Annotated in this window: 17 protein-coding genes and 1 pseudogene; 10 read left to right on the top strand and 8 right to left on the bottom strand. The window is 66.1% G+C overall.

Annotated features, from left to right (window positions below):
- The first annotated feature begins 203 nt into the window (after positions 1-203).
- From bamI to PSm6_RS25925, 8 genes are all read left to right on the top strand, one after another.
- Entirely contained in the window at positions 204-896 is a 693-nt protein-coding gene (gene bamI / locus PSm6_RS25960; protein WP_265168660.1) for a biofilm-associated metzincin protease inhibitor BamI, read from the top strand.
- Between the two features lie 20 nt (positions 897-916).
- The gene (mep72, locus tag PSm6_RS25955) at positions 917-2,749 is read left to right on the top strand and encodes a biofilm-associated metzincin protease Mep72 (protein WP_265168659.1); all 1,833 of its coding nucleotides are present in this window, start codon (positions 917-919) and stop codon (positions 2,747-2,749) included.
- A 424-nt stretch (positions 2,750-3,173) separates the two neighbouring features.
- Positions 3,174-4,223 (top strand): putative 2-aminoethylphosphonate ABC transporter ATP-binding protein, encoded by a 1,050-nt coding sequence (locus tag PSm6_RS25950; protein WP_265168658.1) that lies wholly within the window; start codon positions 3,174-3,176, stop codon positions 4,221-4,223.
- Between the two features lie 19 nt (positions 4,224-4,242).
- Entirely contained in the window at positions 4,243-5,952 is a 1,710-nt protein-coding gene (locus tag PSm6_RS25945) for a putative 2-aminoethylphosphonate ABC transporter permease subunit (protein ID WP_265168656.1), read from the top strand.
- A gap of 15 nt (positions 5,953-5,967) precedes the next feature.
- Entirely contained in the window at positions 5,968-6,795 is an 828-nt protein-coding gene (phnX, locus tag PSm6_RS25940) for a phosphonoacetaldehyde hydrolase (protein ID WP_265168655.1), read from the top strand.
- A gap of 48 nt (positions 6,796-6,843) precedes the next feature.
- The gene (locus PSm6_RS25935) at positions 6,844-7,863 is read left to right on the top strand and encodes a putative 2-aminoethylphosphonate ABC transporter substrate-binding protein (RefSeq protein WP_021217455.1); all 1,020 of its coding nucleotides are present in this window, start codon (positions 6,844-6,846) and stop codon (positions 7,861-7,863) included.
- 97 nt (positions 7,864-7,960) lie between these two features.
- Positions 7,961-9,091, top strand: a complete 1,131-nt coding sequence (locus PSm6_RS25930) for a TIGR03364 family FAD-dependent oxidoreductase (protein ID WP_021217454.1) — start codon at positions 7,961-7,963, stop codon at positions 9,089-9,091.
- A gap of 161 nt (positions 9,092-9,252) precedes the next feature.
- The gene (locus tag PSm6_RS25925; protein ID WP_265168652.1) at positions 9,253-12,720 is read left to right on the top strand and encodes an AAA domain-containing protein; all 3,468 of its coding nucleotides are present in this window, start codon (positions 9,253-9,255) and stop codon (positions 12,718-12,720) included.
- A gap of 3 nt (positions 12,721-12,723) precedes the next feature.
- Here the strand turns inward: PSm6_RS25925 and PSm6_RS25920 are convergent, their stop codons facing one another.
- The 5 genes and pseudogenes from PSm6_RS25920 to pdxR all read right to left on the bottom strand — a co-directional run bounded on the left by PSm6_RS25920 (position 12,724) and on the right by pdxR (position 17,695).
- The gene (locus PSm6_RS25920; RefSeq protein ID WP_021217453.1) at positions 12,724-13,974 is read right to left on the bottom strand and encodes a hypothetical protein; all 1,251 of its coding nucleotides are present in this window, start codon (positions 13,972-13,974) and stop codon (positions 12,724-12,726) included.
- A 249-nt stretch (positions 13,975-14,223) separates the two neighbouring features.
- Positions 14,224-14,763, bottom strand: coding sequence for a cysteine hydrolase family protein (locus tag PSm6_RS25915; RefSeq protein ID WP_021217452.1), 540 nt, complete (start codon positions 14,761-14,763; stop codon positions 14,224-14,226).
- Positions 14,764-14,959: 196 nt separating this feature from the next.
- The gene (locus tag PSm6_RS30680; RefSeq protein WP_265170574.1) at positions 14,960-15,397 is read right to left on the bottom strand and encodes a CZB domain-containing protein; all 438 of its coding nucleotides are present in this window, start codon (positions 15,395-15,397) and stop codon (positions 14,960-14,962) included.
- 42 nt (positions 15,398-15,439) lie between these two features.
- Positions 15,440-15,775, bottom strand: a pseudogene (locus tag PSm6_RS30675) (methyl-accepting chemotaxis protein); the annotation flags it as partial.
- 486 nt (positions 15,776-16,261) lie between these two features.
- Positions 16,262-17,695, bottom strand: coding sequence for a MocR-like pyridoxine biosynthesis transcription factor PdxR (gene pdxR, locus PSm6_RS25900; protein ID WP_265168650.1), 1,434 nt, complete (start codon positions 17,693-17,695; stop codon positions 16,262-16,264).
- Positions 17,696-17,905: 210 nt separating this feature from the next.
- Here pdxR and PSm6_RS25895 point away from each other — a divergent pair, with 210 nt between their 5' ends.
- Positions 17,906-18,157 carry a hypothetical protein gene (locus PSm6_RS25895; RefSeq protein ID WP_021221847.1) on the top strand — a complete coding sequence of 84 codons (252 nt, stop codon included), beginning with the start codon at positions 17,906-17,908 and terminating at the stop codon, positions 18,155-18,157.
- A 113-nt stretch (positions 18,158-18,270) separates the two neighbouring features.
- A complete protein-coding gene (locus tag PSm6_RS25890) occupies positions 18,271-18,567 on the top strand; it encodes a YgaP family membrane protein (RefSeq protein WP_021221848.1) in 297 nt (98 codons plus the stop codon).
- A gap of 452 nt (positions 18,568-19,019) precedes the next feature.
- Here the strand turns inward: PSm6_RS25890 and PSm6_RS25885 are convergent, their stop codons facing one another.
- Genes PSm6_RS25885 through PSm6_RS25875 form a run of 3 tightly spaced genes read right to left on the bottom strand, consistent with a single transcriptional unit; the run spans position 19,020 to position 24,344 of the window.
- Positions 19,020-22,106, bottom strand: coding sequence for an efflux RND transporter permease subunit (locus tag PSm6_RS25885; RefSeq protein ID WP_265168647.1), 3,087 nt, complete (start codon positions 22,104-22,106; stop codon positions 19,020-19,022).
- Positions 22,103-23,200, bottom strand: a complete 1,098-nt coding sequence (locus PSm6_RS25880; protein ID WP_021221850.1) for an efflux RND transporter periplasmic adaptor subunit — start codon at positions 23,198-23,200, stop codon at positions 22,103-22,105. The genes PSm6_RS25885 and PSm6_RS25880 overlap by 4 nt, the downstream gene beginning before the upstream one ends.
- Positions 23,193-24,344 carry an efflux RND transporter periplasmic adaptor subunit gene (locus PSm6_RS25875; protein ID WP_286672682.1) on the bottom strand — a complete coding sequence of 384 codons (1,152 nt, stop codon included), beginning with the start codon at positions 24,342-24,344 and terminating at the stop codon, positions 23,193-23,195. The genes PSm6_RS25880 and PSm6_RS25875 overlap by 8 nt, the downstream gene beginning before the upstream one ends.
- Between the last annotated feature and the right edge of the window lie 25 nt (positions 24,345-24,369).

Below are 24,369 nucleotides of genomic sequence, written 5' to 3'. Positions count from 1 at the left end.
GGTGTGATCCGGCGCCTGGCTAATAGCGAAAGCGTATTTATGCCCCATGCAGGCACTGTGATATCAATTTTCTGGCGTCAATAAATCGAACAACTGGCCGTTACCCCTCGCAACGGTCGAATCTGTTCCACGGTTCGTCAGGGATGCTCTTCCGTGGTTTCGCTGCCACCCGGCTGTGCCGGGTGAAACATGGGAAGGTGGTCATGCCCCGTACGCTCCTCTACCTGGCGGTTGCCCTGGTCACATCAGGTGTCACCTTCGCCGTCCTCCTGCGCGATACCCCAGCGGTCCCGGCCGCTACCCAGCACACCCCATCACCGACACCTCCGGCAGCTCCGTTGCCCGTCGCCCCGGCCATGGCGGGCGCTACGGTGGCGGCCAGCCCGATGCCAGCCGCCGTGAACGTGGTGCCGGCACCCCACGTCGCCTCGGTGCCGGTGGTGGACGCCCCCGCCGACACCCTGGTCGAACTCTGGGACAGCCACTCCCTGGTGCCCGAGCAGCAGCAGGAGATGACCCTTTACCGCACCCAGGTGGCGACCACCTCCCTGGGCGAACTGGCCGTCGGCAAGACCCTGCAGCTGGGTGTGCCCGGCCGCCAGGCACCGCTGCGTGCAACGCTGGACGAGACCCACAACACCGGCGGCGCTGCCGTCTGGAGCGGCGCGGTGGAGGGTGGCCAGCCTGAAGACACCCTCACCGTGGTGAAGGGCCAGCTGGAGACCCACATCACCCTCGCCACCCGCGATCAGACCCTGTCCATGGTGGTGGACAACGCCACCGGCAGCACCCTGGTGACCGACCAGAACCAGTTGCTGATGCGTGCCACCCCGGACGCCCTCGTGACCCCCGATTCCACGCCGTTGCAGCCCCTCCCGCCGCCGACCCGCGGCTGAGCGCTACAGGAACGATGACCATGAAGAAACTGCTCGCCTGCCTGGCCCTGCTCCTGCTGGCCCCCTTCACCCAAGCCGCCACCACCGAACCGCGCACCGTCGACATCCTGGTGCTCTACACCAAGGACGCCCAGGCGCTGCCAAACGGGCGGGACATGAACGCCCGCATCGCCAGCTACATCGAATTCGCCAACAACGCCTACAAGAAAAGCAACGTCAACCTGCGCCTGCGCCTGGTCAACGCCCAGCCGCTCACCTGGGCCAGCTACCCGACCATTTCCGACAAGGACCTTTCCGCCTTCGCCGCCGACAGCCGCGTGCAGCAGCTGCGCGAGACCTATGGCGCCGACGTGGTGCAGCTGATCAGCCGCACCCAGGTAGGGCAGGGCTATGGCGTGTGCGGCATCGGCTACGTGCTCTCCGGGCCGAAGAACAGCGGCACCTTCCAGAACGGTGCCTGGGCCAGTGCCTACGGCATCACCGGGGTGGACTGCAGCCTCAGCACCATGGCCCACGAGATCGGCCACAACATGGGCCTGCGCCATTCCTATGAGCAGGACCAGACCGAGGGCTACTACACCTACCTGGCCCGGGGCATCCACCAGGGCACCTACGAATGGGGTCGTGGCTACGGCGTGCAGGGGCGCTTCTCCACCATCATGGCCTACCCCCAGGTGTTCAACGCGTCCGTGCAGGCCCCGCTGTTCTCCACGCCTACCGTGGTCGATACCACCTGCGCCAACCAGGCCTGCGGCCGTGCCAGCTTCGCCGACGCCGCCCGCGCGTTGAACGACATGGCCGCGCAGATCGCCGCCCTGCGCCCGACCAAGGTGCCCGAGACGGTCAACCCGACCTCGACGCCCACGACCCCCACCACGCCGACCACACCCACCACGCCGGGCACCACGGCCTGGTGCGACAAGCCGGCGCTCAAGGGCCTGGTGGCCAACGGTGAATTCCGCACCCTGGACGGCTGGAAGGCCCTGCTCAACCTGGCCAAGCTCAGCACCCTCAACGTCGGCAAGACCTGCCGTGACGACGCCCTGCAGTTCGAGCTGCCGGCCGGCCGCGACGACGTGCTGGCCACCTCGGTGGGCGCGCTGAAGGTCGGCGCCACCTATCGGCTCAAGGCCAAGGTGATGCTCAAGGGCACCAACCTGCGCGGCAACGTCTACCTGGGCATGCTTCACGAAGAAAACGCCGGCATCAGCTACAGCACGGCCAACGGTGTGATCAAGTCGGTGACCAGCAGCGAGTTCACCCCCATCGACATGACCTTCGTCTACCAGCCGCCGGCCAGCGTCATCCGCAACACCTACCTGGGCCTGGTCAGCGTCAACCGCCTGGCCGTGCTGCTGGATGAGGTGGAACTCAGCGAAGTGACCCCCACCAACCCCATCACTCCGACGACCGCGGCCGCTTTTGGCTGGAACTTCGACAGCGCCATCGGCGAGTGGGCGGGCTTCTACGGCAGCACCCGGCTGACCGCCCTGGCAACCACCGGCAAGTCCCTGGAGGTCTATGCCCGCAAGGCCGACGGCACCGGCGCCAGCCTGCTCCTGGCCGGCAAGGTGCAGCCGGGGCTGTCCTACCGCTTCGCCGCCGACGTGATGGTGAGCCGCACCGCCAGCGTGGCCGCGCTGGCCTATGCCTACCTCTACCTGGAAGACACCGCCGGCAACGGCCGGTTGCTGTCCCTGGGCGTGGTGAACACCCAGGGCGGCGCCTGGGGCAAGCTGCAGCAGAGCTTCCAGGTGCCGGCCGGAACCTACCGGCGCATGGAGCTGATGGTGCTCAGCACCCGTGCCGACCAGTCGCTGTACCTGGACAACGTCAGCCTCAACCGGCTCTGACGCCGGCAGTCCGGCGCCCGGATCAGGGCGCCGGCTGCATCTGTACCTGGGGCATCACGTCCCAGGGCATGGAGTCATCGGCTCCATCGGAGACGTTCGAGCAAAGGCTCGACAGGATGAGCGGGGTACCGCAGGGGGCCGTGTGTTCACCCGCTCGCTCCTGCCGGCAAATCTTGGCAGTTGCAAATAGCCGCATGCCGCAGCGCGACTTGCTCAAAACGGCGCTCTCTCCAGCGCTGCCGCCTTCCACCTTCAGGCTCTCGGCTTCCAGCTCTCTCACCTGGCCTATACCAAATCCACCAATGCCACTATCGGTGGGCTTGGGGTTATCGCCACATAGATTTCGCATTGCCTCCCTAGCATCTGCCTCGTCGAGTCGTATCACGCTACCTGCGTTACGCCCACCGTTCTACGAGGTCATGTCATGCATCACGCCGCCCATCTCCAGGTCCACGACATCCATAAGCGCTTCGGCAGCTTCACCGCCCTGGATGGGGTGTCGCTGGATATCGCCGAGGGCGAGCTGGTGTGCCTGCTGGGACCTTCCGGCTGCGGCAAGACCACCTTGCTGCGCTGCATCGCCGGGCTGGAGCGCCAGGACAGCGGCAGCCTGCACATCGGCCCGCGCGACATTTCCACCCTGCCGCCCCAGGCCCGTGACTACGGCATTCTTTTCCAGTCCTACGCGCTGTTCCCCAACCTCAGCGTGCAGCAGAACATCGCCTACGGCCTGGCCGGTGCCAACCGCGACGAAGCCCGCCAGCGGGTGGCCGAGATGCTGGAGCTGGTGGGCCTTGCCGGCAGCGAGAAGAAATTCCCCGGCCAGCTGTCCGGCGGCCAGCAGCAGCGCGTGGCCCTGGCCCGTGCCCTGGCGCCGTCGCCGTCGTTGTTGCTGCTGGACGAGCCCATGTCGGCCCTGGACGCCCGCGTTCGCGAGCACCTGTGCACCGAGCTGCGCCAGCTGCAGAAGCGCCTGGGCATCACCACCCTGATGGTCACCCACAACCAGGACGAGGCCATGCTCATGGCCGACCGCATCGCGGTGATCAACCAGGGCCGCGTCGAGCAATACGGCACCCCGCGGGAGATCTACGAAAGCCCGGCCACGCCCTTCGTCGCCGAGTTCGTCGGCCAGGGCAACTGGCTGCCGTTCCAGGGGCGCCAGGATGGCCACGCGCGAGTCGGCGAGCTGAGCCTGCGCCTGCCGGAAGCCGCAGGGGGTGCCGAGCAGGGCCGCCTGTTCTGCCGCCCCGAAGCCATCGCCATCGACCCGCAACAGGGCGACGACAACCGCTTCCGCGCCCAGGTGCGCGAAATCACCTTCCTCGGCAACCGCTGCCGCCTGAGCTTCGAGCTGGAACAGCTGCCCGGCCATCCGCTGCTGGCGGAGCTGGACCCGGCGCTGCTGCCGCGCCTGGGCGGTGCCGATATCTGGGTGGCCTTGCCGTCGCGCAGCCTGCAGGTGTTCGCCTGAGATGGCGCGGGTGATGGAAATGCCGGCATCGCTCAAGACCGCTCCAGTGCGGGCCGCACGCAGCGATCTGGGTGACCGCCTGTTCGTGGTGGGCGGCAAGCTGCTGCTCCTGGTGCTGCTGACCTTTGCCGTGCTGCTGCCCCTGGCGGCCATCTTCTGGCGCGGCTTCAGCGGTGAAGCCGGGCAGGGCGGTGGCCTGGTGGCGGCGCGTGAGCTGCTGGCCAGCGCCAACTTCCACTGGCTGCTGGGCAACAGCCTCAAGGTGTCCCTCAGCGTCGCCGCCATCGTGGTGCCGCTGGCTTACCTCTTCGCCTATGCGCTGCAACGCACGCTGATTCCGGCCAAGGGCCTGTGGCGGGGCATTTCCCTGCTGCCGCTGCTGGCGCCGTCGATGCTGCCGGGCATCGCGTTGATCTACCTGTTCGGCAACCAGGGCCTGCTGCGCGGCTTGTTGCCGGACAACATCTACGGCTTCTGGGGCATCGTCCTCGGCCAGGCCATCTACACCTTCCCCCATGCGTTGATGATCCTGCTGTCGGCGCTGTCCCTGGCCGATGCACGCCTGTTCGACGCTGCCTCCAGCATGGGCGCCGGGCCCTGGAAGGCCTTCCGCAGCATCACCTGGCCGGCCACCCGCCAGGGCGTGTTCGCCGCCTTCTGCCTGGTGTTCACCCTGTGCATCACCGACTTCGGCGTGCCGGTGGTGGTGGGCGGCGACTACCAGGTGCTGGCGCTTGAGGCCTACAAGGCCGTGGTCGGCCAGCAGCAATTCGGCCGGGGCGCGCTGATCGGCATGATCCTGCTGCTGCCGGCGTTGCTCAGCTTCGGCGTCGATGCCTGGCTGCGCCGCGGCCAGGGCGACTCCATGAGCGGTCGCGCCCAGGTCTATCACCCGAAACCCTCGCGGCTGCGCGACGCCTGCTTCCTGGCCCTGGTGCTGCTGGTCTGCCTCGCCCTGCTGGCGGTGCTGGGCATGGCGGTGTACTCGTCGCTGGTGAAGTTCTGGCCCTACAACCTGTCGCTGTCCCTGCGTCACTACGCCTTCGAAGAGAGCGCCGGTGGCGGCTGGCTGGCCTATCGCAACAGCCTGACCATGGCCAGCTGCACCGCGCTGTTCGGCGGCGCGCTGATCTTCACCGGCGCCTACCTGATGGAGAAGACCCGCGGCCAGGCCGGCCTCAACCAGCTGCTGCGCATGCTCAGCTTCGTGCCCATGGCGGTGCCCGGGCTGGTGCTCGGCCTGGGCTACGTCTTCTTCTTCAACCTGCCGGCCAACCCCCTGCACGGCCTCTACGGCAGCATGGCGCTGCTGGTGGTCTGCTCCATCGCGCACTTCCTCACCACCGCGCAGATGACCGCCACCACCGCGCTGCGTCAGCTGGACGGCGAGTTCGAAGCCGCCGCCCTGTCGCTGAAGATGCCCCTGTACCGCCACTACCTGAAGGTGACGCTGCCCATCTGCCTGCCGGCGCTGCTGGACATCGTCCGCTACCTGTTCGTTTCGGCCATGACCACCGTGTCCGCCGCGATCTTCCTCTACAGCCCGGACAGCGTGCTCGCCGCCGTCGCCGTGCTGAACATGGACGACGCCGGCAACGTCGGCGGCGCGGCTGCCATGTCCACCCTGATCCTGCTCACCTCGGCCGCCGTCTCGCTGCTGCTGGCCGGGGCCTCGCGCGGTTTGCTGCGCCGCTCCCAGGCCTGGCGCCAGACCGCGCCCGGCCACTGATCCACGGAGAACACCATGCATTACCAGACCCCCACCTACCTGCAGGCCGCCATCCTCGACTGGGCCGGCACCGTGGTCGACTTCGGCTCCTTCGCGCCGACGCGGATCTTCGTCGAGGCCTTCGCCAGCTTCTATGTGGAGATCAGCCTCGAGGAGGCGCGCGGCCCGATGGGCATGGGCAAGTGGGACCACATCCGCACCCTGTGCGACGTGCCGGCCATCGCCGCACGCTTCGAACGCCGCTTCGGCCACCTGCCGACGGATGAGGACGTGACCGCACTCTACGAGCGCTTCATGCCCCTGCAGATCGCCAAGGTCGGTGAGCATTCGGCGCTGATCCCCGGCGCCCTGGAGGCCATCGCCGCCCTGCGCGCCAGGGGCCTGAAGATCGGCACCTGCTCCGGCTACCCCAAGGTGGTGATGGACAAGGTGGTGGAGCTGGCCGCCGAAGCCGGCTACCGCCCGGACCACGTGGTCGCCACCGATGAAGTACCCAAGGGCCGCCCGAGCCCGGCCCAGGCGCTGGCCAACGTCATCGCCCTGGGGCTGGACGACGTCGCCGCCTGCGTGAAGGTGGACGACACCGAGCCGGGCATCCTCGAAGGCCGCAGCGCCGGCATGTGGACCGTGGCGTTGCGCTTCTCCGGCAACTTCCTCGGCCTGGATTTCGACGCCTACCAGGCCCTGCCGGCCGCGCGCCTGGCCGAGGAGCGCGCTCGCATCGACGCGCTGTTCGCGTCGAGCCGCCCGCACTACCTGATCGACACCATCGCCGATCTGCCGGGCGTGATCGACCTGATCAACGCACGCCTTGCGCAGGGCGAAACCCCCGCCAACGCATAACCACAGCAAGCCAAACCTGACCCCAGCACACCAACCAAGGAGCTCCACATGTTCAAGCGTCTCGCCCTCGCTGCCGCCGTCGTCGCCGGGTTCTCCCTGCAGGCCCAGGCCGCCACCGAGCTGACCGTCTATACCGCCCTGGAAGCCGAGCAGCTGAGTGCCTACAAGAAGGCGTTCGAGAAGGAAAACCCGGATATCGAGATCAAGTGGGTGCGTGATTCCACCGGCATCATCACCGCCAAGCTGCTGGCCGAGAAAGACCGTCCCCAGGCCGACGCCGTGTGGGGCCTGGCTGCTTCCAGCCTGGCCATCCTCGATGCGCAGGGCATGCTGGAGAAGTACGCACCCAAGCACCTGGACGCCATCGGCGCCAACTACCGCGACGCCGCCAACCCGCCGGCCTGGGTGGGCATGGACGTGTGGGCCGCCACCATCTGCTTCAACACCGTCGAAGCCGAGAAGCTGGGCCTGGAAAAGCCGGTGAGCTGGCAGGACCTGACCAAGCCGGAATACAAGGGCAAGATCGTGATGCCGAACCCGGCGTCCTCGGGCACCGGCTTCCTCGACGTCAGCGCCTGGCTGCAGACCTTCGGCGAGAAGCAGGGCTGGCAGTACATGGATGACCTGCACCAGAACATCGGCCAGTACGTCCATTCCGGCTCCAAGCCGTGCAAGCTGGCCGCCGCTGGCGAGTTCCCCATCGGCATCTCCTTCGAATACCCGGCCGTGCAGCTGAAGCGCCAGGGCGCGCCGCTGGACATCGTCCTGCCGAAGGAAGGCCTGGGCTGGGAAATCGAAGCCACCGGCGTGATCAAGGGCACCCAACACGCTGAGGCCGCGAAGAAACTCGCCGACTTCTCCGCCAGCCCCGCCGCCATGGAGCTGTACAAGGAGAACTTCGCCGTTCTCGCCCAGCCGGGCATCGCCAAGCCGCAGACCGAACTGCCTGCCGACTACGAGCAGCGCCTGATCAAGAACGACTTCGCCTGGGCGTCGAAGAACCGCGACAGCATCCTGGCCGAGTGGCGCAAGCGTTACGACGGTAAGTCCGAGAAATTGCCGCAGTAACAAGCCCGACCTCCGCTCCCACCCGCTCCACACCTTCTCCCAGCGGGGAGAGGGTTGTGGGGAGGGCAGGGGCGGCACTGTTTTCCTGGAGAACTCCATGCCCATCCAAGACACCGATATCGCCATCGTCGGCGCCGGCATCCTCGGCCTGTCCCACGCCTATGCCGCCGCCCGGCGCGGCCTCAAGGTCAGCGTGTTCGAACGCAGCGACCGGCCCCTGGGCGCCTCGGTGCGCAACTTCGGCCAGGCCCTGATCACCGGCCAGGCCCCCGGCCCCATGTTCGCCCTGGCCCGTGAGGCGCGGACGATCTGGGCCGAGCTGGCTGAGGTGGCCGGATTCCATATCCGCCGCAACGGCTCCCTGCTGTTCGCCCGCACCGAAGCGGAAGAGGAACTGCTGGAGGCCTTCTGCGCCACCCGCGCCATCGAGCACGGCTACCGTGTCGAACTGCTGCGTGGCGAGCGCCTGCACGACCTCTACCAGGGCCAGTTCAGCCACCACCGCGTGGCCCTGCACGGCCTGGACGACCAACAGCTGTATTCCCGCGAAGCCATCCCAGCACTGGTGAACTACCTGCGCGACGAGCTGGGCGTGACCTTCCATTTTTCCACCCTGGTGCGCGACGTCGAGCAGAACCGCGTGCACACCAGCGCCGGCAGCTGCCGCGCCGAGCAGATCATCGTCTGTTCCGGCCACGACTACCTGACCCTGCTGGCCGAGCAGATCGCCCCGCTGCAGCCCAGCGTCTGCCGCCTGCAGATGCTTCGCGCACGCCCGGCGGTGGACATCGGCCTGCAGCACGCCGTGCTCACCGGCCTCAGCTGCGTGCATTACGGCGCCTTCTCCGACCTGCCGGAAGCCGAGGCCATCCGTGGCCAGATCGAGCAGCACACGCCCGAGCTGGAGCAGCACGGCATCCACCTGCTGGTCAGCCCCACGCCCTATGGCGAGCTGATCATCGGCGACTCCCACGACTACGGCCGCGACGCCTCGCCCTTCAACGCCGAAGCCGTGGACAACCTGATGCTCGACCTCGCCGAACACACCCTCGGCACCCGCCTGCAGGTGCTCGAGCGCTGGCAGGGCGTCTACGGCGCCCGTGGCCCCGGCCCGTTCTCGGTGCTCAAGGCCATCCCCGGCGTCACCGCCGTGCTGATGCACACCGGCCTCGGCATGAGCATCGGCCCGGCCCTGGGTGAGCGCACGGTGGCGTCGTTGTTGGGGTGAAGGCGGTCGGGCGCGGTACTTTAAAGCCCTTGCTCCCACCGGGTGGAGCGGTGGTTCTGCAGCGGGAGGCGATCGGTTTTTTGCTTGCGAAGGCAGCCATGGAATAATCGCCTGCTCGGGACCATCGTTGGAGAGCGCAGGTGCAAAGGACTGTCAGCGTCTTGGATTACATAGCGGCATCACTTGCTGATGCTCAGAATTTAATGCCGGACCTCTCCGGGCTTTGTCGAGAACTGAGCCTGGATGACATTTTGCAGGGACGGCTGTCAGAGCTGGCAGCCCGGAAAATGCACGCGGCACGTAAAAGCAAGGAAAGCAGAGACACTCGAGTCGAGGAAGAGAAATGGCCGGTGCGGGTGACGCTTTTCCCTCTGGTCTATGGGCGTCGTGCCGAGCACGCGGAGCTCGATAAAAAGCTTCCTGAACAGATCGCACCGATATTCTTCAATGCACTCTTGAGCCCCGATGGCAGTCTTGCTCTGGATGAAAAAGACTGCCTACCGTCGATTCCCAGGAATTTACTCGAGCCTACCTTTCTGCCTGTATCCATTGGCGCCCTCGATGATCTGGATAAGGCACGCTCCCAGTTGCCACAGCAACCAGACAATTGGCATGCCTTGTTGAAGGTCACCCACGACCTGTTGCAGCAAGTCTCCGGGTACGACTGGGGGACGCTGGAGATCGAACAATACGAATTGCAGGAGAATGCTGGCATTGCCCTCGCTGATGGAAACAGAGGGGCTACTCAGCACATCCAGGCTTTGGTCGGTGAATTGCGCAAGGACAGCGGAGCTCAGGCGAAGACCCCGCTCCTTGCTTCCCTTATGGAGGCCGCCGTACAACGCCCTTTGCTCGAGCTGGAGGCCCAGCTGGACCTCGGCACTGAACACCTTGGGCAGATGGAGTCTCGCTACGGACTGTCCGACTCGCAACGGGAATCGCTGGCGCATTTTTTTGCTCTGCCCGACGCCGTCACGGCGGTAGATGGACCTCCCGGGACCGGGAAGACCACCTTGCTACTGAGTGTGATTGCATCGCTGTGGGTGCGCAGAGCGCTAGAGAAAAGCGAACCGCCATTAATAGTCGCTAGCTCCACGAACAATCAGGCGGTGGTGAACATCCTTGAGGCATTTGCCAAGGTTAAGGAGCCGGCGGGCGAACTGGCCGGGCGTTGGCTCGATGACGTGAAAAGCTACGGCCTGTACCTGCCAGCAAAGAGCCGGGAAAACAACACCTTCAGTTTTCCTGTTCACATGCTCAAGGGCATGGCGAAAGATTCGAGCTACGAAGCCAAGTCGTTCGAAACGGTAGAGGGATTAGAGAGCGCTCGCCGCAGCTTTCTGAGCAAGGCTCAGCAGGCCCTGGGCGAACTGGCGGCACCTACCCTCGAGAGCGTGGCGGCGGCGTTGCATGCCCGTTTGAAGCAGCGATGCGACATGATCACCGTGGTGATGCGCAAGCTCATCACGCTGACTCGGCTCTGCAAGGGCCTGCCTCCTACAACGGAGCGCATCCTGGCGCTGGAGCAGTCTACAAGAGCACTGCTCGAAAGCTCTCAGACCAATCTTGAGCGACTTATCGAGCAGAAGAAGCACTGGCACGCCATCAACCTTGCATGGCAGCAGCACTGCCATGATGAGAGCTGGTGGATAGGGCTGTTATCCCGTCTTGGTATCACCACATCTCGGCGCCGTCGTGATGAACTATTTCGGGCGACGGTCATGCAAAGCCATGACTGGATTGCCCAGCACTTGCTTGAGATGGATTTGCGCCAAACATGCGGTGGCTGGTTGACCGAGCGAATCAAAGCGATAGCTCATCGGCAGGTTCAGGCTCAGGCAGAACATGATCTGCATCGTAAAACGATGGAAACCCTCCGTGAGCTGCTGAGTTTCTTGAGCGATTTCTGTGGCAAATCCAAGCGCCTCAGCCTTGAGGGTGTGCAATCGGCCCTGGATGTAGGTCCACGTTTCGAGGCCTTCAAGCTGGCCACCCACTATTGGGAAGCGCGCTACCTGATGGAAGTGGATGCGTTGCTGAAAAAATACCGCAAGGTGGAGGACAGTAAATCGGCGGACAGGCTCGAGCTGCAATACCGACGCCTGGCCAAACTGTACCCCTGTTCGGTTGCGACCCTGCACAGCTTGCCTTCGCGCTACACGGGATGGAGTGGCGTCGTGCAACCGATGTTCGGACGTATGGATCTACTGATTGTTGACGAGGCTGGGCAAGTGCCGCCTGAAATCGGTATGCCGGCCTTCGCATTGGCCAAGCGTGCATTGGTGGTGGGCGATGTGAATCAGATCTCTCCCGTTCATGGCCTGCCAGCCAGCATCGATAGGTCTAACGCGCACCGTTATGGCCTTCTCCAAGCAGGCTGGGAAGGTTTTCGGAAAACCGGCATGGCGGCCTCAAGCGGCAATGTGATGCAGATTGCTCAGCAGGCAACGCCCTTTGCAAAACACCCGCAGCGTGGTTCTGGAATGTTTCTCTGCGAGCATCGCCGATGCTGGCCGGAGATCATTGCAATCAGTAATGCCCTTGTTTATCAGAACTTGCTGCAACCTTGCCGTGATGACGACGGGAGCCGCTTGTTCTCTCCGACTTTGGGCTATGTCCACCTGGCTGCACGGGACGAGCGGGTCGGGAAAAGCCGCCGTAATCTGGTCGAGGCTCAGGCCATCGCTCGCTGGCTGAGACGCCGCAGAAGCGAAATCGAAGCGGCATTCGCAAGTGAGGGCAAGCAGTTCGGTGAACTGGTGGCGGTGATCACACCCTTTGCTGCTCAGAGCCATGCAGTCAGGCGGGCACTGGATGAGCACCTGGGGAGTGGACATGGCATCACGGTTGGCACCGTGCACAGTCTGCAGGGCGCAGAACGGCGCCTGGTGATCTTCTCCCCTACATACGGCGTTGGCACGGCACCGGGGAGTACGATGTTTGATAAGGATTACGGCTCGTTGCTCAACGTCGCTGTGTCACGTGCTCAGGATGCATTCCTGGTGTTTGGCAACATGCATCTGTTTCAGCCGGGGCACAGCAACCCTGCATCTGTCATGGGACGGTTCCTTCTGGAAAACGAGAAGCACGAGCTGAAGGATGTCGATGTCGAGCTTCTGACGCCATCCATGGGGCTTGCTCCGACCGTACTGATCAGGGACCTCGAAGGACACCGGAAGACACTGCGATCAGCTTTTGAAGGTGCCCGTCGCAGGCTGATCATCGTGTCCCCTTACCTGTCTCGAAGCGCCCTGAAGGCCGATGCGATAGAGGAGCAGATACGACACGCATGCCAGAGGGGTGTAAACGTTGTCGTGATCTCCAACAGCCGTCTAGCGGGCTCTCGGAAAGACTTCGGCGAGTGCATTGACGACCTCGAGGCAGCAGGGGCGAAGTACTGTGATAGTCAGGGACAGTGCGTTCACAGCAAGCTCTTGCTGGTCGATGAACAATGGCTCACGGTCGGCTCTTTCAATTGGCTTTCTTCCGTACGTGTCGCCAGTGATTACCGTTATCACGAGTCGAGCATGCGCTACGACGGCGAAGAAGCGTTCGTCATGATCCAGCGGAGTCTGACGGACCTCCGTGAGTTGATTCGTCCTCACTCAAGGGGCACTACCGTTCATTGAGTTCTACCTGTGGCGCCGGCCGACCAGGCTGGCTATTTTCTCGGGTCCGCTTTGGCGCAGAGGTTCTTTGGGACGTTCATCCACTTTGCTGGCGATCACATCCCATATCTGCCGTAGCCGTTTGACATGCAGGTCATCGCGGATCACCGAGACCAGGGCTTCGACCTGATCGCTCAGGTCCAGGGCCACTTCACCGTGCCCTTTTCGACGTTGCCGTGAGGGCAGGGACAGTGGCGGCGTGCCGGCCGGCGGCATTGCCGTCGATGTGCTGTCCGGGTCCAGGATTCTCAGCAGGCGGGCTTTGAGCACAGGGCTGTCGAGCATCTTTTCCAGATCGAAGATGGTGCGGATGTTGATCTGCCGCAGCTGCAGCGTCTTCTCTGGGCCGACGGCCAGGATCAGCTGTGCTTGAGCTACCCAGTCGATCACCTCGTAGAGCCCGTAGGGCGTCTCGACGAATATCTGGATCGGGTTGATGGTGGCGAGGTTCTGCACATCCTCTATCTCGAACTCCTCCAGGCGAAACTTCATGAAGGCGTCGATGCCGAGTATCACGTCGAGGGGCAACTCCTCCTGCAGGGCGCGGCTGTGCTCGCTGACGCGCTTGAGCCGGATCCAGGAGAACTTGGCGATCACGACATCGATGAACAGTGCCGGGTACATGCCCACCAGAAATGCCAGGGCGATGGCGAACCTGTCCGCGTTGAGCGCATGGAAGATCTGGCCACGGTAGAGCACCGTGGCCACCAGTACGCCGAGAACAAGGTGCAGTGTGGAGCGGAAGAACGAAATGGGTGACAGGTCGAAATTCGCCACCCGGCGAATCAGGTACTGCGCGCTCCAGATGTAGCCGCCAAGAAAGGCAAAGCAGATCACCGAGAGCAAGTGACGACTCTGGTCCGCCATGGGGCCTTCGAGGAACAGCGCGGCCTGGTTGAACGCCGCCGGCTCCGCCATGACCGCGAGAATTCCCAGCGTGGAGGTGAACACGTAGAGGAATACCGGTAGTACGTAGTCGTAGGGCCGTGCGCGCTTCTTCAGCAGTGGGTTGGGTTCATGGAGGTCGACGGGGCTGTACTTGTATTTGACCAGCTCGAAGGAGGGGATGATCAGCGGGTCGCCGGCCTCACGGCGGGCGAAGCCGAACAGGTTCTCCAGATCGCTGATGATCTCGTAGCGCCGCGCGCGAATGTTGCTGCGACCGATGAAGATACCGAGCGGAAGCAGGCCGCCCAGGACGAGGGCGACGAACATGGAAAAATAGCTAGGCATGCTTTCCTCCTTGAAAGACGCCGACTCCCTCACTCCCGGCTGGTTGCCCTTTGGATTTTCAGAGCCCTCATCCCGCTTGGCAAGCACTCCGCAGGCGCGAAGTGCCGGCTGCTAGCACCGTTTGCGATGGGCTTATAGGGAAAAGCTCGTAAACCGCCTGACCTGTTACACCACCGATACGGGGAAGCGCTGCGAGCCCAGAATGGTCGCCCGGGCCGTAGCCCGGGAGCCTCAGAGAAAACTCACATCATCGGTCTTCACCAATCGGGCGAACGGCCCCGACAATGTCAGGTTGTGATGGCGGATGATCGCGGCGGCGTCCAGCGCGGGGGTGTCCATGCAGCTGTGGGCGTCTTCCGCCAGCACCACGCGGTAGCCCAGGTCGGCGGCGGCGCGGCAGGTGCTGTCGATGCAGTACTGGGTCTTCATGCCCACGACCACCAGCTCGCCGATGGAGGCATCGCGCAGCCAGTCGTCCAGGCGGGTGCCGGAGAAGCAGCTGGGGCGGTTCTTGTCGAAGATGCGGTCGCGGGCAGGGTCCACCTCCAGGCGCGGGTGCAGTGCCCAGCCCTTGCTGCCTGGCGCCACCGGCGAGCCTTCCGGCCCGGCGAAGCGTGCGGCGAAGATCGGCGCACCGGCAGCGCGGGCACGGGCGATCAACTGGTTGACCCGGGTCAGCAGCAGCTCGGCCTGCCAGGGCTTGTCCGGTCCTTCATAGAGCGCCACCTGCATGTCGATGATCAGCAGGGCGGATTTGCGCGGGTCGTGCATGGCATTTCTCCTTGAATGCCAGCGCCGCCGGGGCAAAAGAAAAGGCCCCGTCCATCGCTGGCGGGGCCTTTGGGGTTCCTTGCGTTATCCGCTACGCACACCCACTCGCCCCGCACATGGCGGTGGTAGTGGTAGTAGTGGTACGGCGTGCGGATGCGTTCATGGCGTCGATAGTGCTGGGGGGCTTGTGCGGCTGTCAATCGGCGCCGACAACTCTCAGCAAGGGGGCCGCCGCCGAGCTTCGGGCCGGCACCTGCAAGCCCTTCTCATGCTCCGCCAGGACCTTCTTGACGATGTCCATCACCTCGACGTTGGAGTCCTCCATCAGCGCCAGCTGCTCGAGGGTGGTGTCGAGCCGGCCCTGGGCGAAGGCGTCGATGGCGGCGGCGCCGGCGTGGTGAACCTGTTCGTGGGGGCGTTCGATCAGGCGGAACTGGAGGTTGCCGCGCAGCGCGGCGTTGCCGTTGCCGTAGTACCAGCGGCCGAAGGGGCATTGTTCCTCGGTCGGCAGAGTGCTGGCGTCCGGTTCGCCGCTGAGGATGGCGTCGTAGACCGAGGCCTTGAGCGAGAGCTCGGCGAGGTTGGCCAGTTCGATGCCGGCGCGGAAGAAGGATTGGCCGATCTCGTGGTGCATGCGCTGGGCCTGGCCGTGGACGTCGAGCATGGCGCTGCTGGCTTCGGTGGTCATGGTGTGGAAGTGGTTGGCGCTGTCGACGTGGAGGCGGATCTCGTCCTGGGCGGTGTGGATCACCGCCTGGATGTCCGCCGTTTCGCGGACGATGTCCTGGGTGGCGCTGGCGGTTTTCTCGGCCAGGTCACGGATCTCCCCGGCGACCACGGCGAAGCCGCGACCGGATTCGCCGGCGCGGGCCGCTTCGATGGCAGCGTTGAGGGCCAGCAGGTTGGTCTGGCTGGCGATGCTGCCGATGAGGCCGACGATGCGGTCGATCTCGCCAGCGCGCTGCACCAGTTCCGAGATGCGCTGGTTGAGGGTGGCCAGGCCGTTTTCCATGCGCTGGGATTGCTCCTGCAGCACGCCGAACTTGAGCTTGTTGTGGATGGCGGCGCTGGCGACGTCCTGGGCGCGCTGGTGGTTGTCGTCCAGGCGGGCGTTGAGGTAACTGAAGGAGTCGCCGACATGGCCGATGGAGCGGCCGAATTTCAGCAGGTTGCCGGCCAGGCCCTTGTAGAACGCGAGGTCCGTTTGCAGCCGGGTGTCGTCGCGGCTGGCCTGGAGGGCATCACGCAGTTGCGTGGCTTCGTGTTCTGCGGCGTCGAGGCGGGCGAGGAGGGCCTGGTTCTGCTGTTGCAGCCGCTGGTGGCGGCCGGCACTGACGAAAAGCATGTCTCACCTCCGGTGAGCGAGTGGAATTGCCTTTACCTGTCAGTTTTCGTGCCAGCGCCAGCCGCCCGCAGTCACTGGGCTGCAGGCGGGTGCGGTCATATCGACCTGTTGTCGGGATGACTCGAATGCTGTCGCATTGACAGCATGCGGGCTTCAGGCGATGCGCAGGAGGATGTCGCGCACGCGGTCCAGGGCCGGGTCGATATCCAGGGTTTCGATGGCGCCGAAACCCAGCAGCAGGCCGGACTGGGGGGCTTGCTGGTGATAGAAGGGCGCCAGCGGGTAGAGCCCCACCTCGACCTTGCGCGCCTGCTCCATCAGCAGCGGCAGGTCGATCGGCACCTTGCACAGCAGCGCCATGTGCGCCCCGGCCACTGCCGGCACGGCGTCGAACCAGGGCGCGAGATCCCCCGCCACCCGCGCCAGGATGCGTTCGCGACGGCTGCTGTAGACGGCGTGGCAGCGACGGATGTGCTTGTGCAGCGAGCCTTCATCGATGAACTTGGCCAGGGCCCATTGGGGCAGGGTGGAGCTGTGCCAGTCTGTGATCTGCTTGACCTTGATCAGCGGCTCCAGCAGTACGCCGGGGAGGATGGCGTAACCCAGGCGCAGCTCCGGCAGCAGGGTCTTGGAGAAGGTGCCGACATAGGCCACCACGCCGTGCTCGTCCATGCTTTGCAGGGAATCGGTGGGGCGCCCTTCGTAGCGGAACTCGCTGTCGTAGTCGTCTTCGATGACGATGGCGCCGAGTTCGCGCGCCCGCTGCAGCAGCGCCTCGCGTCGTGCCGGGCTCATGGGCATGCCCAGGGGGAACTGGTGCGAGGGGGTGACGTAGATCAGCCGCGTGCCATCGGGGATGGCGTCCACACGCATGCCTTCGGCGTCCACCGGGATGCTCGCCACCTGGGCGCCCTGGATGCCGAACAGCAGGCGCGCCGGGGTGTAGCCGGGGTCTTCCATGGCGACGACGCTGCCGGGTTGCAGCATGACCCGGGCGAGCAGGTCCAGGGCCTGCTGGGCACCGCTGCAGACGATCACATCATCCCCCGTGCAACGCACCCCACGGGCGAAGCTGATGTGCCGGGCGATGGCCTGGCGCAGGGCTTCCACCCCTTCCGGCTGGCCGTAGAAGCCACGGGCGGAGGCCATCTGCCGCAGGGCGTGCTGGGTGCAGCGGCGCCAGTCGTCATGGGGGAACTGGCTGCGTGCGGTGGCGCCGCCGATGAAGTCGTAGCGCAGGGTGCCTTCCAGGGTCGGGTGGCGGAAGGGGATGGGGACGTCCTGCCAGTGACGGATGAAGTCCGCTTCGGCCAGTTCCGAGGCGAAGCGGCTGCGCACCCGCGTTGCCGCCCGGGCGTTGACGAAGGTGCCGCTGCCGATGCGGCCCACCAGGTAGTCCTCGTAGGTGAGCTGGGCGTAGGTGTCGGCCACCGTCTTGCGCGAGATGCCCAGTTGCTCGGCCAGCAGGCGGCTCGGTGGCAGCCGGGCGCCGCTCGCGAGGCGGCCGTCCTCGATGGCGTCGCGCAACTGGCGGTAGAGCTGCTGGGCGAGGTCCTTGCGGCCATTGATGACGATGTGCAGTTCCATGGTGGCTCCGGCGGGTGGTGGCGGGAGATTACCCATGGGGCGGGGTGGAGAGAAGGCTTTCGCTGCGCCCCGTGGCGATGCGTTTCGTCGGGCCGGGTGGGCAGGAGGCGGGCCTGCGCTAAGGTGAAGGTCCGCATGCCCGTCGGGCATCCACCTGCGAGGGAGCGGCCGTTGAATCCAGGCGGCCGCCCCGCGAATGGAGGCACAGCCATGAACAGCAGCAACCAGCTCACCCACCGCGATCACATCATCACCGCGCACCTGATCGAGCACCCGGGCATTCCCACGCCCTGGGCCGGCGGGCTGCACATCACCGCGCCCGATGGCAGCCGCACCCGGCGCATCCCACTGCCCGCCAACTCCGCCTTCCTCGCCGAGGAAGACAGCGCCCGGCGGGCGTCCCTGGCCCACGGTCGCTGGCTGGTGGACCAGAGCCTCGACCACGGCCATAAACCCGTGTGACCCCTGCGGCGCCGTCGCTTTCCGGCGGCGCCGCGCTCCGCTCGTCCAGCACTCTGAACCCCGCACGCGCCTGGCCAGTCGTTACTACAACCCCATAGAGCCAGGAGAACACCATGGTCGCTTTCGAACCGCAGTCCCGCGAAAACGCTGCCCGCCCCCATAACGTCGAGGGCTGGGAACGCTTCCTGTGCATCGCCGGTGGCCTGGTGATGGTCGGCACAGGCCTGCGCCAGGGTGGCCTGGTGGGCTGGCTGCGCGCCGGCACCGGGGGCGTGGTACTCGCCCGTGGCCTCACGGGGCAGTGCCCGGCGAAACGGGTGATCGCCGAACGCCGCGACGAGATCGAAGCGCTCAAGGCGCGCATCGAAGAGGCCGCCGCCAAGCTGGCCGAGCTGCATCGCAACGCCTGAGTCGGCCCATCGCGAATGAATTCGCTCCCACGGGTGTGTGCCAAGGCACAGTCCCGTAGGAGCGAGCTCCGCTCGCGAAGCGCTTGTGCGGTGCTGGTGGGCTGAGGCGGAGCGCCGCCCGGCCCACCCTACAACCTTCCCTGTCTCGGACCTTGCGGGTGCACGCCTGTAGGGTGGATGACGCTTTTTTCATCCACCAGAGGTACCCGGCATGGCGCCGAATGGTGGACCGATGGAGCGTGGTCCACCCTACGGCGGTGCTGCGCACCGCTGGGCGACTGAAGACGCCCCTACAACCTTCCCTGTCTCGGACCTTGCGGGTGCACGTCTGTAGGGTGGATGACGCTTTTTTCATCCACCAGGGGTACCCGGCATGGCACCGAATGGTGGACCGATGGAGCGTGGTCCACCTTACGGCGGTGCTGCGCGCCGCTGGGCGACTGAAGTCGCCCCTACGCCTCCTGCGGGTTTTGGGCCGGGGGCGTGTCATCGTCAGGTTCGTGGATGCGATACCAGGCGACGTAGAGGGCGGGGAGGAAGAACAGGGTGAGCAGGGTGGCGATGATGATGCCGCCGATCATGGCGAAGGCCATGGGGCCCCAGAACACTTCGCGGGCGATGGGCAGCATGCCCAGGCTGGCGGCCGCGGCGGTGAGGAGGATGGGCCGGGTGCGGTGGTGGGTGGCTTCGATCACCGCGTCCCAGGGGTTGGCGCCCTCGCGTTCGAACTCGTCGATCTGGGTCACCAGGATCACCGAGTTGCGGATGATGATGCCGATCAGCGCCAGTACCCCGAGGATGGCCACGAAGCCCAGCGGCGTGCCGGTGGGCAGCAGCGCGAGCACCACGCCGATCAGCCCCAGGGGCGCCACGCTGGCCACCAGGAACATCTTCTGCACGCTTTGCAGCTGGATCATCAGGAAGGTGGCCATGAGGAACAGCATCAGCGGCACCACCCGGCCGATGGGGCCCTGGGCCTTGCCGCTTTCTTCCACCGTGCCACCGGGGGTGATGCGGTAGGAGGCGGGCAGCTTGGCGGCGAAGTCGTCCACCTCGGGCTTGAGCCTGGCCATCAGGTCGGTGGGCTGCATGTCGCCGTGGACGCTGGCCTTGAGGGTGATGGTGGGCTTGCGGTCGCGGCGCCACACCAGCGGTTGCTCCAGTTCGTAGCCCACGGTGGCGAAGGCCTTGAGCGGGATGGAGGTGCCGTTGGGGGTGACGATCTGCAGGTTTTCCAGGGTCTCCGGCGAGTTGCGTTCGCCCTCGGCGGAGCGGCCCACCAGGTTGACCAGGTAGATGCTGTCGCGCACCTGGGTGATGGTGGCGCCGGTGACCACGCCGTTCATCATCTGCGCCACATCCTCGGAGGAGAGGCCCAGCTGGCGCGCCTTGTCCTGGGCGATGTCGATCTTCAGCACGCGCCCGGGCTCGTTCCAGTCGTAGATCATCTCGCCGACGTTGGGGTTGGCATCCAGCCGCGCGGCCAGCGCCATGGCGTAGTCGCGCACCTTGTCGATGTCCGGGCCGCTGACCCGGTACTGGATCGGCCGGCCCACCGGCGGGCCCATCTCCAGGGGCTGCACGTAGCCGCTGATGCCGACGAACTCGTCGCGCAGGCGCTGCTTGAGGCGGGCGGACAGGCGCTGCCGGGCGTCCATGTCCTTGGCGACTATCACCAGCTGGCCGTAGTAGGGGTTCTGCAGTTGCTGGTCGAGGGGCAGGTAGAAGCGCACCGCGCCTTCGCCGATGTAGGAGCTCCAGCGCTGGATGTCGTCATCGCCCTTGAGCTTGGCCTCGAAGCGGTCCATCACCGCGCGGGTCTCGGCGATGCTGCTGTTCTGCGGCAGGTTCAGGTCCACCAGCAGCTCGGGGCGGTCGGAGGAGGGGAAGAACTGCTGCTGGACGAACTGCATGAGGAACAGCGAGCCGCCGAACAGCGCCACGGTGAGCAGGATGGTCGCCCAGCGGTGCCCCATGGCCAGGCGCAGGCCGCGGTCCATGAGGCGGGTCATGCGGCCCTTCTTCTCTTCCTTGTGCTTGAGCGTGGCGGGCAGCACGTGCACGGCGATCACCGGGGCGAAAAGCACCGCGACTATCCACGACAGCAACAGGGCGACGGCGATCACCGCGAACAGGGTGAAGGTGTATTCGCCCGCCGAGCTGGCGTTGAGGCCGATGGGCACGAAGCCGGCCACGGTGACCAGGGTGCCGGTGAGCATGGGGAAGGCGGTGGAGGTGTAGGCGTAGGTGGCGGCGTCGTGCCGCGAATCGCCCAGCTCCAGGCGGGTGACCATCATTTCGACTGTGATCATGGCGTCGTCCACCAGCAGGCCGAGGGCGATGATCAGGGCGCCGAGGGAGATGCGCTGCATGGTGATGCCGCTGTACTCCATGAACACGAAGACCAGGGCCAGCACCAGGGGAATCGAGCAGGCCACCACCAGGCCGGCGCGCACGCCGAGGCTGATGAAGCTCACCACCAGGACGATGATCACCGCCTCGAATAGCGCGCTGGTGAAGCCGCCGATGGCCTTCTCCACCACCTCGGCCTGGTTCGACACCTGGTGCACGCCGACGCCGATGGGCAGCTCGTTGGTCACTTCCTGCATGCGCGCATGCAGCGCCGCGCCGAAGGTCTGGATATTGCCGCCGTCGCGCATGGCCACGGCCAGGCCGATGGCCGGCTCGCCGTTGAAGCGGAACAGCGAGGTGGGCGGGTCCTGGTAGCTGCGCTGGATGCTGGCCAGGTCGGCCAGGCGGTAGAAGCGGTCGTTGATGCGCAGGTTCACCGCCTCCAGGTCCGCCTGGGTGCGGAATTCGCCGGAGGTGCGCACCGAAATGCGCTCGGCGCCGGCCTCGATCACCCCCGAGGGCGTGACGCTGTTCTGTGCCTGCAGGCTCTGCATCACCTGGCGCTGGTCGAGGCCCAGGGCGGCCAGCTTGCGGGTGGAGAAGTTGAGGTAGAACACCTCGTCCTGCTCGCCGATCAGCTGCACCTTGCCCAGGTCCTTGACGCTGCGGATGTCCAGGCGCACGCGCTCGACGTAGTCGCGCAGCTGGCGGTAGCTGAGGCCGTCGCCGGTGAAGGCGTAGAGGCTGCCGTAGACGTCGCCGAACTCGTCGTTGAACGCCGGGCCCTGCAGGCCCTGGGGAAATTCGCCGCGGATGTCGTCGATCTTCTTGCGCACCTGGTACCAGATGTCGGGGATCTCGGTGCCGTCGGTGGTGTCCTTGAGGTAGACGAAGACGGTGGATTCCCCCGGGCGCGTGTAGCTCTTCACGTAGTCGAGGCTGTCCAGTTCCTCCAGCTTCTTCTCGATGCGGTCGGTGACCTGTTCCAGGGTGTCGTTGACCGTGGCGCCGGGCCAGCGGGTCTGGATGACCATGGTCTTGATGGTGAAGGCCGGGTCTTCCTCGCGGCCCAGCTCGAAGTAGGAGAACACCCCCATCACCAGCGCCACGGCCATCAGGTACCAGGCGAAGGATTGGTGCCGCAGCGCCCATTCCGAGAGGTTGAAGCCGCCCTTGGCATCACTCATGGCCGATCCCCTTCATCCAGTTTCACCGCTTGGCCTTCCTTGAGGCTGTTGACCCCGGCGCTGACCACCCGCTCGCCGTCGGCGAGGCCCTTGCCTATCAGCACGCGATCGCCTTCGCGGCGCAGCACCTGCACCTCGCGGCGGTGCACCACGGCGGCGTTCTCGTCCACCACCCAGACCTGCCCACGATCCTCAGGGGCGCCGGGCTCGGCGCGCACCAGCACGCTGGCGGGCAGGCTGACGCGGGGTGCCACGGGGCTGCTCAGCTCCACCCGCACCGTGGTGCCGAGGCGGAAGCTTTCCGGGGTCTGCTCCAGGCTCAGGCGCACCCGGCGGGTCCGGGTGGCCGCGTCGGCCTGGGGCGCCATTTCGCGGATGTGGCCGGTGGTGCTGGCCTCACCCTGCAATTGGGCGACCACGGTGAAGCGGGCGTCTTCGGGGATGGCCCCGGCGAGGTCGTCCGGCAGGTCGAACACGGCTTCGCGCACTTCCGGGCGGGCCAGGGTCACCACCTCCTGGCCGGCGGCGACCACCTGGCCGGCCTCGGCGCGCCAGGCGGTGACCACGCCGTCGAAATCGGTGGTCAGGCGGGTGTAGGCGAGCTGGTCGCTGGCCTGCTGTTCTGCGGCGCGGGCCTGGTCGAGGCTGGCGCGGGTGGTCTTCAGGCGGGTGCGGGCCGCGTCGAGGTTGGCCTTGGCGCCAACGCCCCGGGTGAACAGCTCCTCCTGGCGGCGGGCGTCGGCCTGGGCGTCTATCCACTGCGCTTCGGCGCTGGCGCGATCGCCCTCGCTGGCACGCAGGCGGTTCTGCTGGTCGGTGGGGTCGAGGGTGGCGAGCAGGGCGCCCTCGGCCACCTTGTCGCCGACATCCACCGCGCGGGAGGCGATACGCCCGTTGGTGCGGAAGCCCAGGGTGGTTTCGTAGCGCGCCTGGATGGTGCCGGCGAAGTGGCCGACGCTCTGCTGGTGCTGGCTCTGCACCACCAGGCTGAGCACCGGGCGGGGCGGTGGTGGTGGCTGTTCCTTCTCGCCGCAGCCGGCGAGGAGCAGGGCGGCCAGGGGCAGCAGGCAGGCGCGGCGGGTGGCGTCATTCATGGGGCACGCTCCCTTCGACCTGGGGCTGCGGCGCGGCCTGGTCCTCACGCACGGCGGCGGCCTTGTCGGGCTCTGCCGCCTGTTCGGCCCGGGCAATTTCCACGCGCTGGCCGGGGTGCAGCAGCTGGCCGCCGGCGATCACCACCTTCTGGCCCGCTTCCAGGCCCTTGCCCACCAGCACCTTGCCGCTGGCGTAGCGCACCGCGCCGACCTTGTGCAGCGATACCCGCTGCTCCGTGTCCACCAGCCACACCGCCGGCTGGCGCCCGGATTTGGACAGCGCCGACCAGGGCAGTAACACGCCATCGCCGCTGCGGGGCCTGAGCAGCGTGGTGACCACGGCGCCGAGGTTCATCTGTGGCGGCACCTGCTCCAGCGCCACCTTGACCTTGAGGGTGCCGCTCTGCGGGTCGATGGTGGGGGTGATTTCGCGCACCTGGCCCTTGGCGCTGATGTCCGGCTGGCCGAGGAGGGCGACGACCACGTCCTGGCTCTCCAGCTGCTGGTCGAACAGTGATTCGTAGACGTTGAACACCGCATCGCGCTCGCCTTCACGGGCCAGGGTGAAGATCGGCACCGTGGCCTGCACCACCTGGCCGACTTCCGCGTGGCGGGTAGTGATCACCCCATCGGCGGAGGCCTTGAGCTCGGTGTAGGCCAGCATGTCGCGGGCGTTGGCGGCCTGGGCTTCGGCCGCTTCCAGGGCGCTGCGGGTGGCGCGCAGCTGCGCCTGGGCCTGGTCGAATTCGCTTTGGCTGGTGTAGCCCTTGGGCAGCAGCTTGCGTTGCCGCTCGAAGTTCAGTTCGGCCTCCTTGAGCTGGGCGCGCTGGGCTTCCACGGCGGCATTGGCGGTGTCGAGGTTGCTGAGCTGCTCCTGCGGGTCGAGGCGCGCCAGCACTTGCTGGGCCTTGACCTGATCGCCCACGTCCGCCAGGCGCTCGATGATCTTGCCGCCGACACGGAAGGCCTGTTGCGCTTCGACGCGGGCCTGGATGTCGCCGGTGAGGCGCACCTCGGCGCTGAAGTCGGCGGCCTCGATGCTCTGCACCAGCACGCGCTGCACCGGCTTGGGTGCCTCGTGTTCCTGGCAGCCGGCGAGCAGCACGGCGGCCAGCAGAAGGCCGGGGGCCATGCGGGTATTCATCGGTGACGGGGTATGCGGCGGGATC

Source organism: Pseudomonas solani, assembly GCF_026072635.1.
Taxonomy (GTDB): domain Bacteria; phylum Pseudomonadota; class Gammaproteobacteria; order Pseudomonadales; family Pseudomonadaceae; genus Metapseudomonas; species Metapseudomonas solani.
Note: the sequence above shows the minus strand (reverse complement) of the source record. Positions and strands in the feature narration are given on the sequence as shown.

Bases quoted from the DNA above. Each gene is read 5' to 3' on its own strand.
- bamI (WP_265168660.1), top strand. From the start codon at position 204: ATGCCCCGTACGCTCCTCTACCTGGCGGTTGCCCTGGTCACATCAGGT.
- mep72 (WP_265168659.1), top strand. From the start codon at position 917: ATGAAGAAACTGCTCGCCTGCCTGGCCCTGCTCCTGCTGGCCCCCTTC.
- PSm6_RS25950 (WP_265168658.1), top strand. From the start codon at position 3,174: ATGCATCACGCCGCCCATCTCCAGGTCCACGACATCCATAAGCGCTTC.
- PSm6_RS25945 (WP_265168656.1), top strand. From the start codon at position 4,243: ATGCCGGCATCGCTCAAGACCGCTCCAGTGCGGGCCGCACGCAGCGAT.
- phnX (WP_265168655.1), top strand. From the start codon at position 5,968: ATGCATTACCAGACCCCCACCTACCTGCAGGCCGCCATCCTCGACTGG.
- PSm6_RS25935 (WP_021217455.1), top strand. From the start codon at position 6,844: ATGTTCAAGCGTCTCGCCCTCGCTGCCGCCGTCGTCGCCGGGTTCTCC.
- PSm6_RS25930 (WP_021217454.1), top strand. From the start codon at position 7,961: ATGCCCATCCAAGACACCGATATCGCCATCGTCGGCGCCGGCATCCTC.
- PSm6_RS25920 (WP_021217453.1), bottom strand. From the start codon at position 13,974: ATGTTCGTCGCCCTCGTCCTGGGCGGCCTGCTTCCGCTCGGTATCTTC.
- PSm6_RS25915 (WP_021217452.1), bottom strand. From the start codon at position 14,763: ATGCACGACCCGCGCAAATCCGCCCTGCTGATCATCGACATGCAGGTG.
- PSm6_RS30680 (WP_265170574.1), bottom strand. From the start codon at position 15,397: ATGCACCACGAGATCGGCCAATCCTTCTTCCGCGCCGGCATCGAACTG.
- pdxR (WP_265168650.1), bottom strand. From the start codon at position 17,695: ATGGAACTGCACATCGTCATCAATGGCCGCAAGGACCTCGCCCAGCAG.
- PSm6_RS25895 (WP_021221847.1), top strand. From the start codon at position 17,906: ATGAACAGCAGCAACCAGCTCACCCACCGCGATCACATCATCACCGCG.
- PSm6_RS25890 (WP_021221848.1), top strand. From the start codon at position 18,271: ATGGTCGCTTTCGAACCGCAGTCCCGCGAAAACGCTGCCCGCCCCCAT.
- PSm6_RS25885 (WP_265168647.1), bottom strand. From the start codon at position 22,106: ATGAGTGATGCCAAGGGCGGCTTCAACCTCTCGGAATGGGCGCTGCGG.
- PSm6_RS25880 (WP_021221850.1), bottom strand. From the start codon at position 23,200: ATGAATGACGCCACCCGCCGCGCCTGCCTGCTGCCCCTGGCCGCCCTG.
- PSm6_RS25875 (WP_286672682.1), bottom strand. From the start codon at position 24,344: ATGAATACCCGCATGGCCCCCGGCCTTCTGCTGGCCGCCGTGCTGCTC.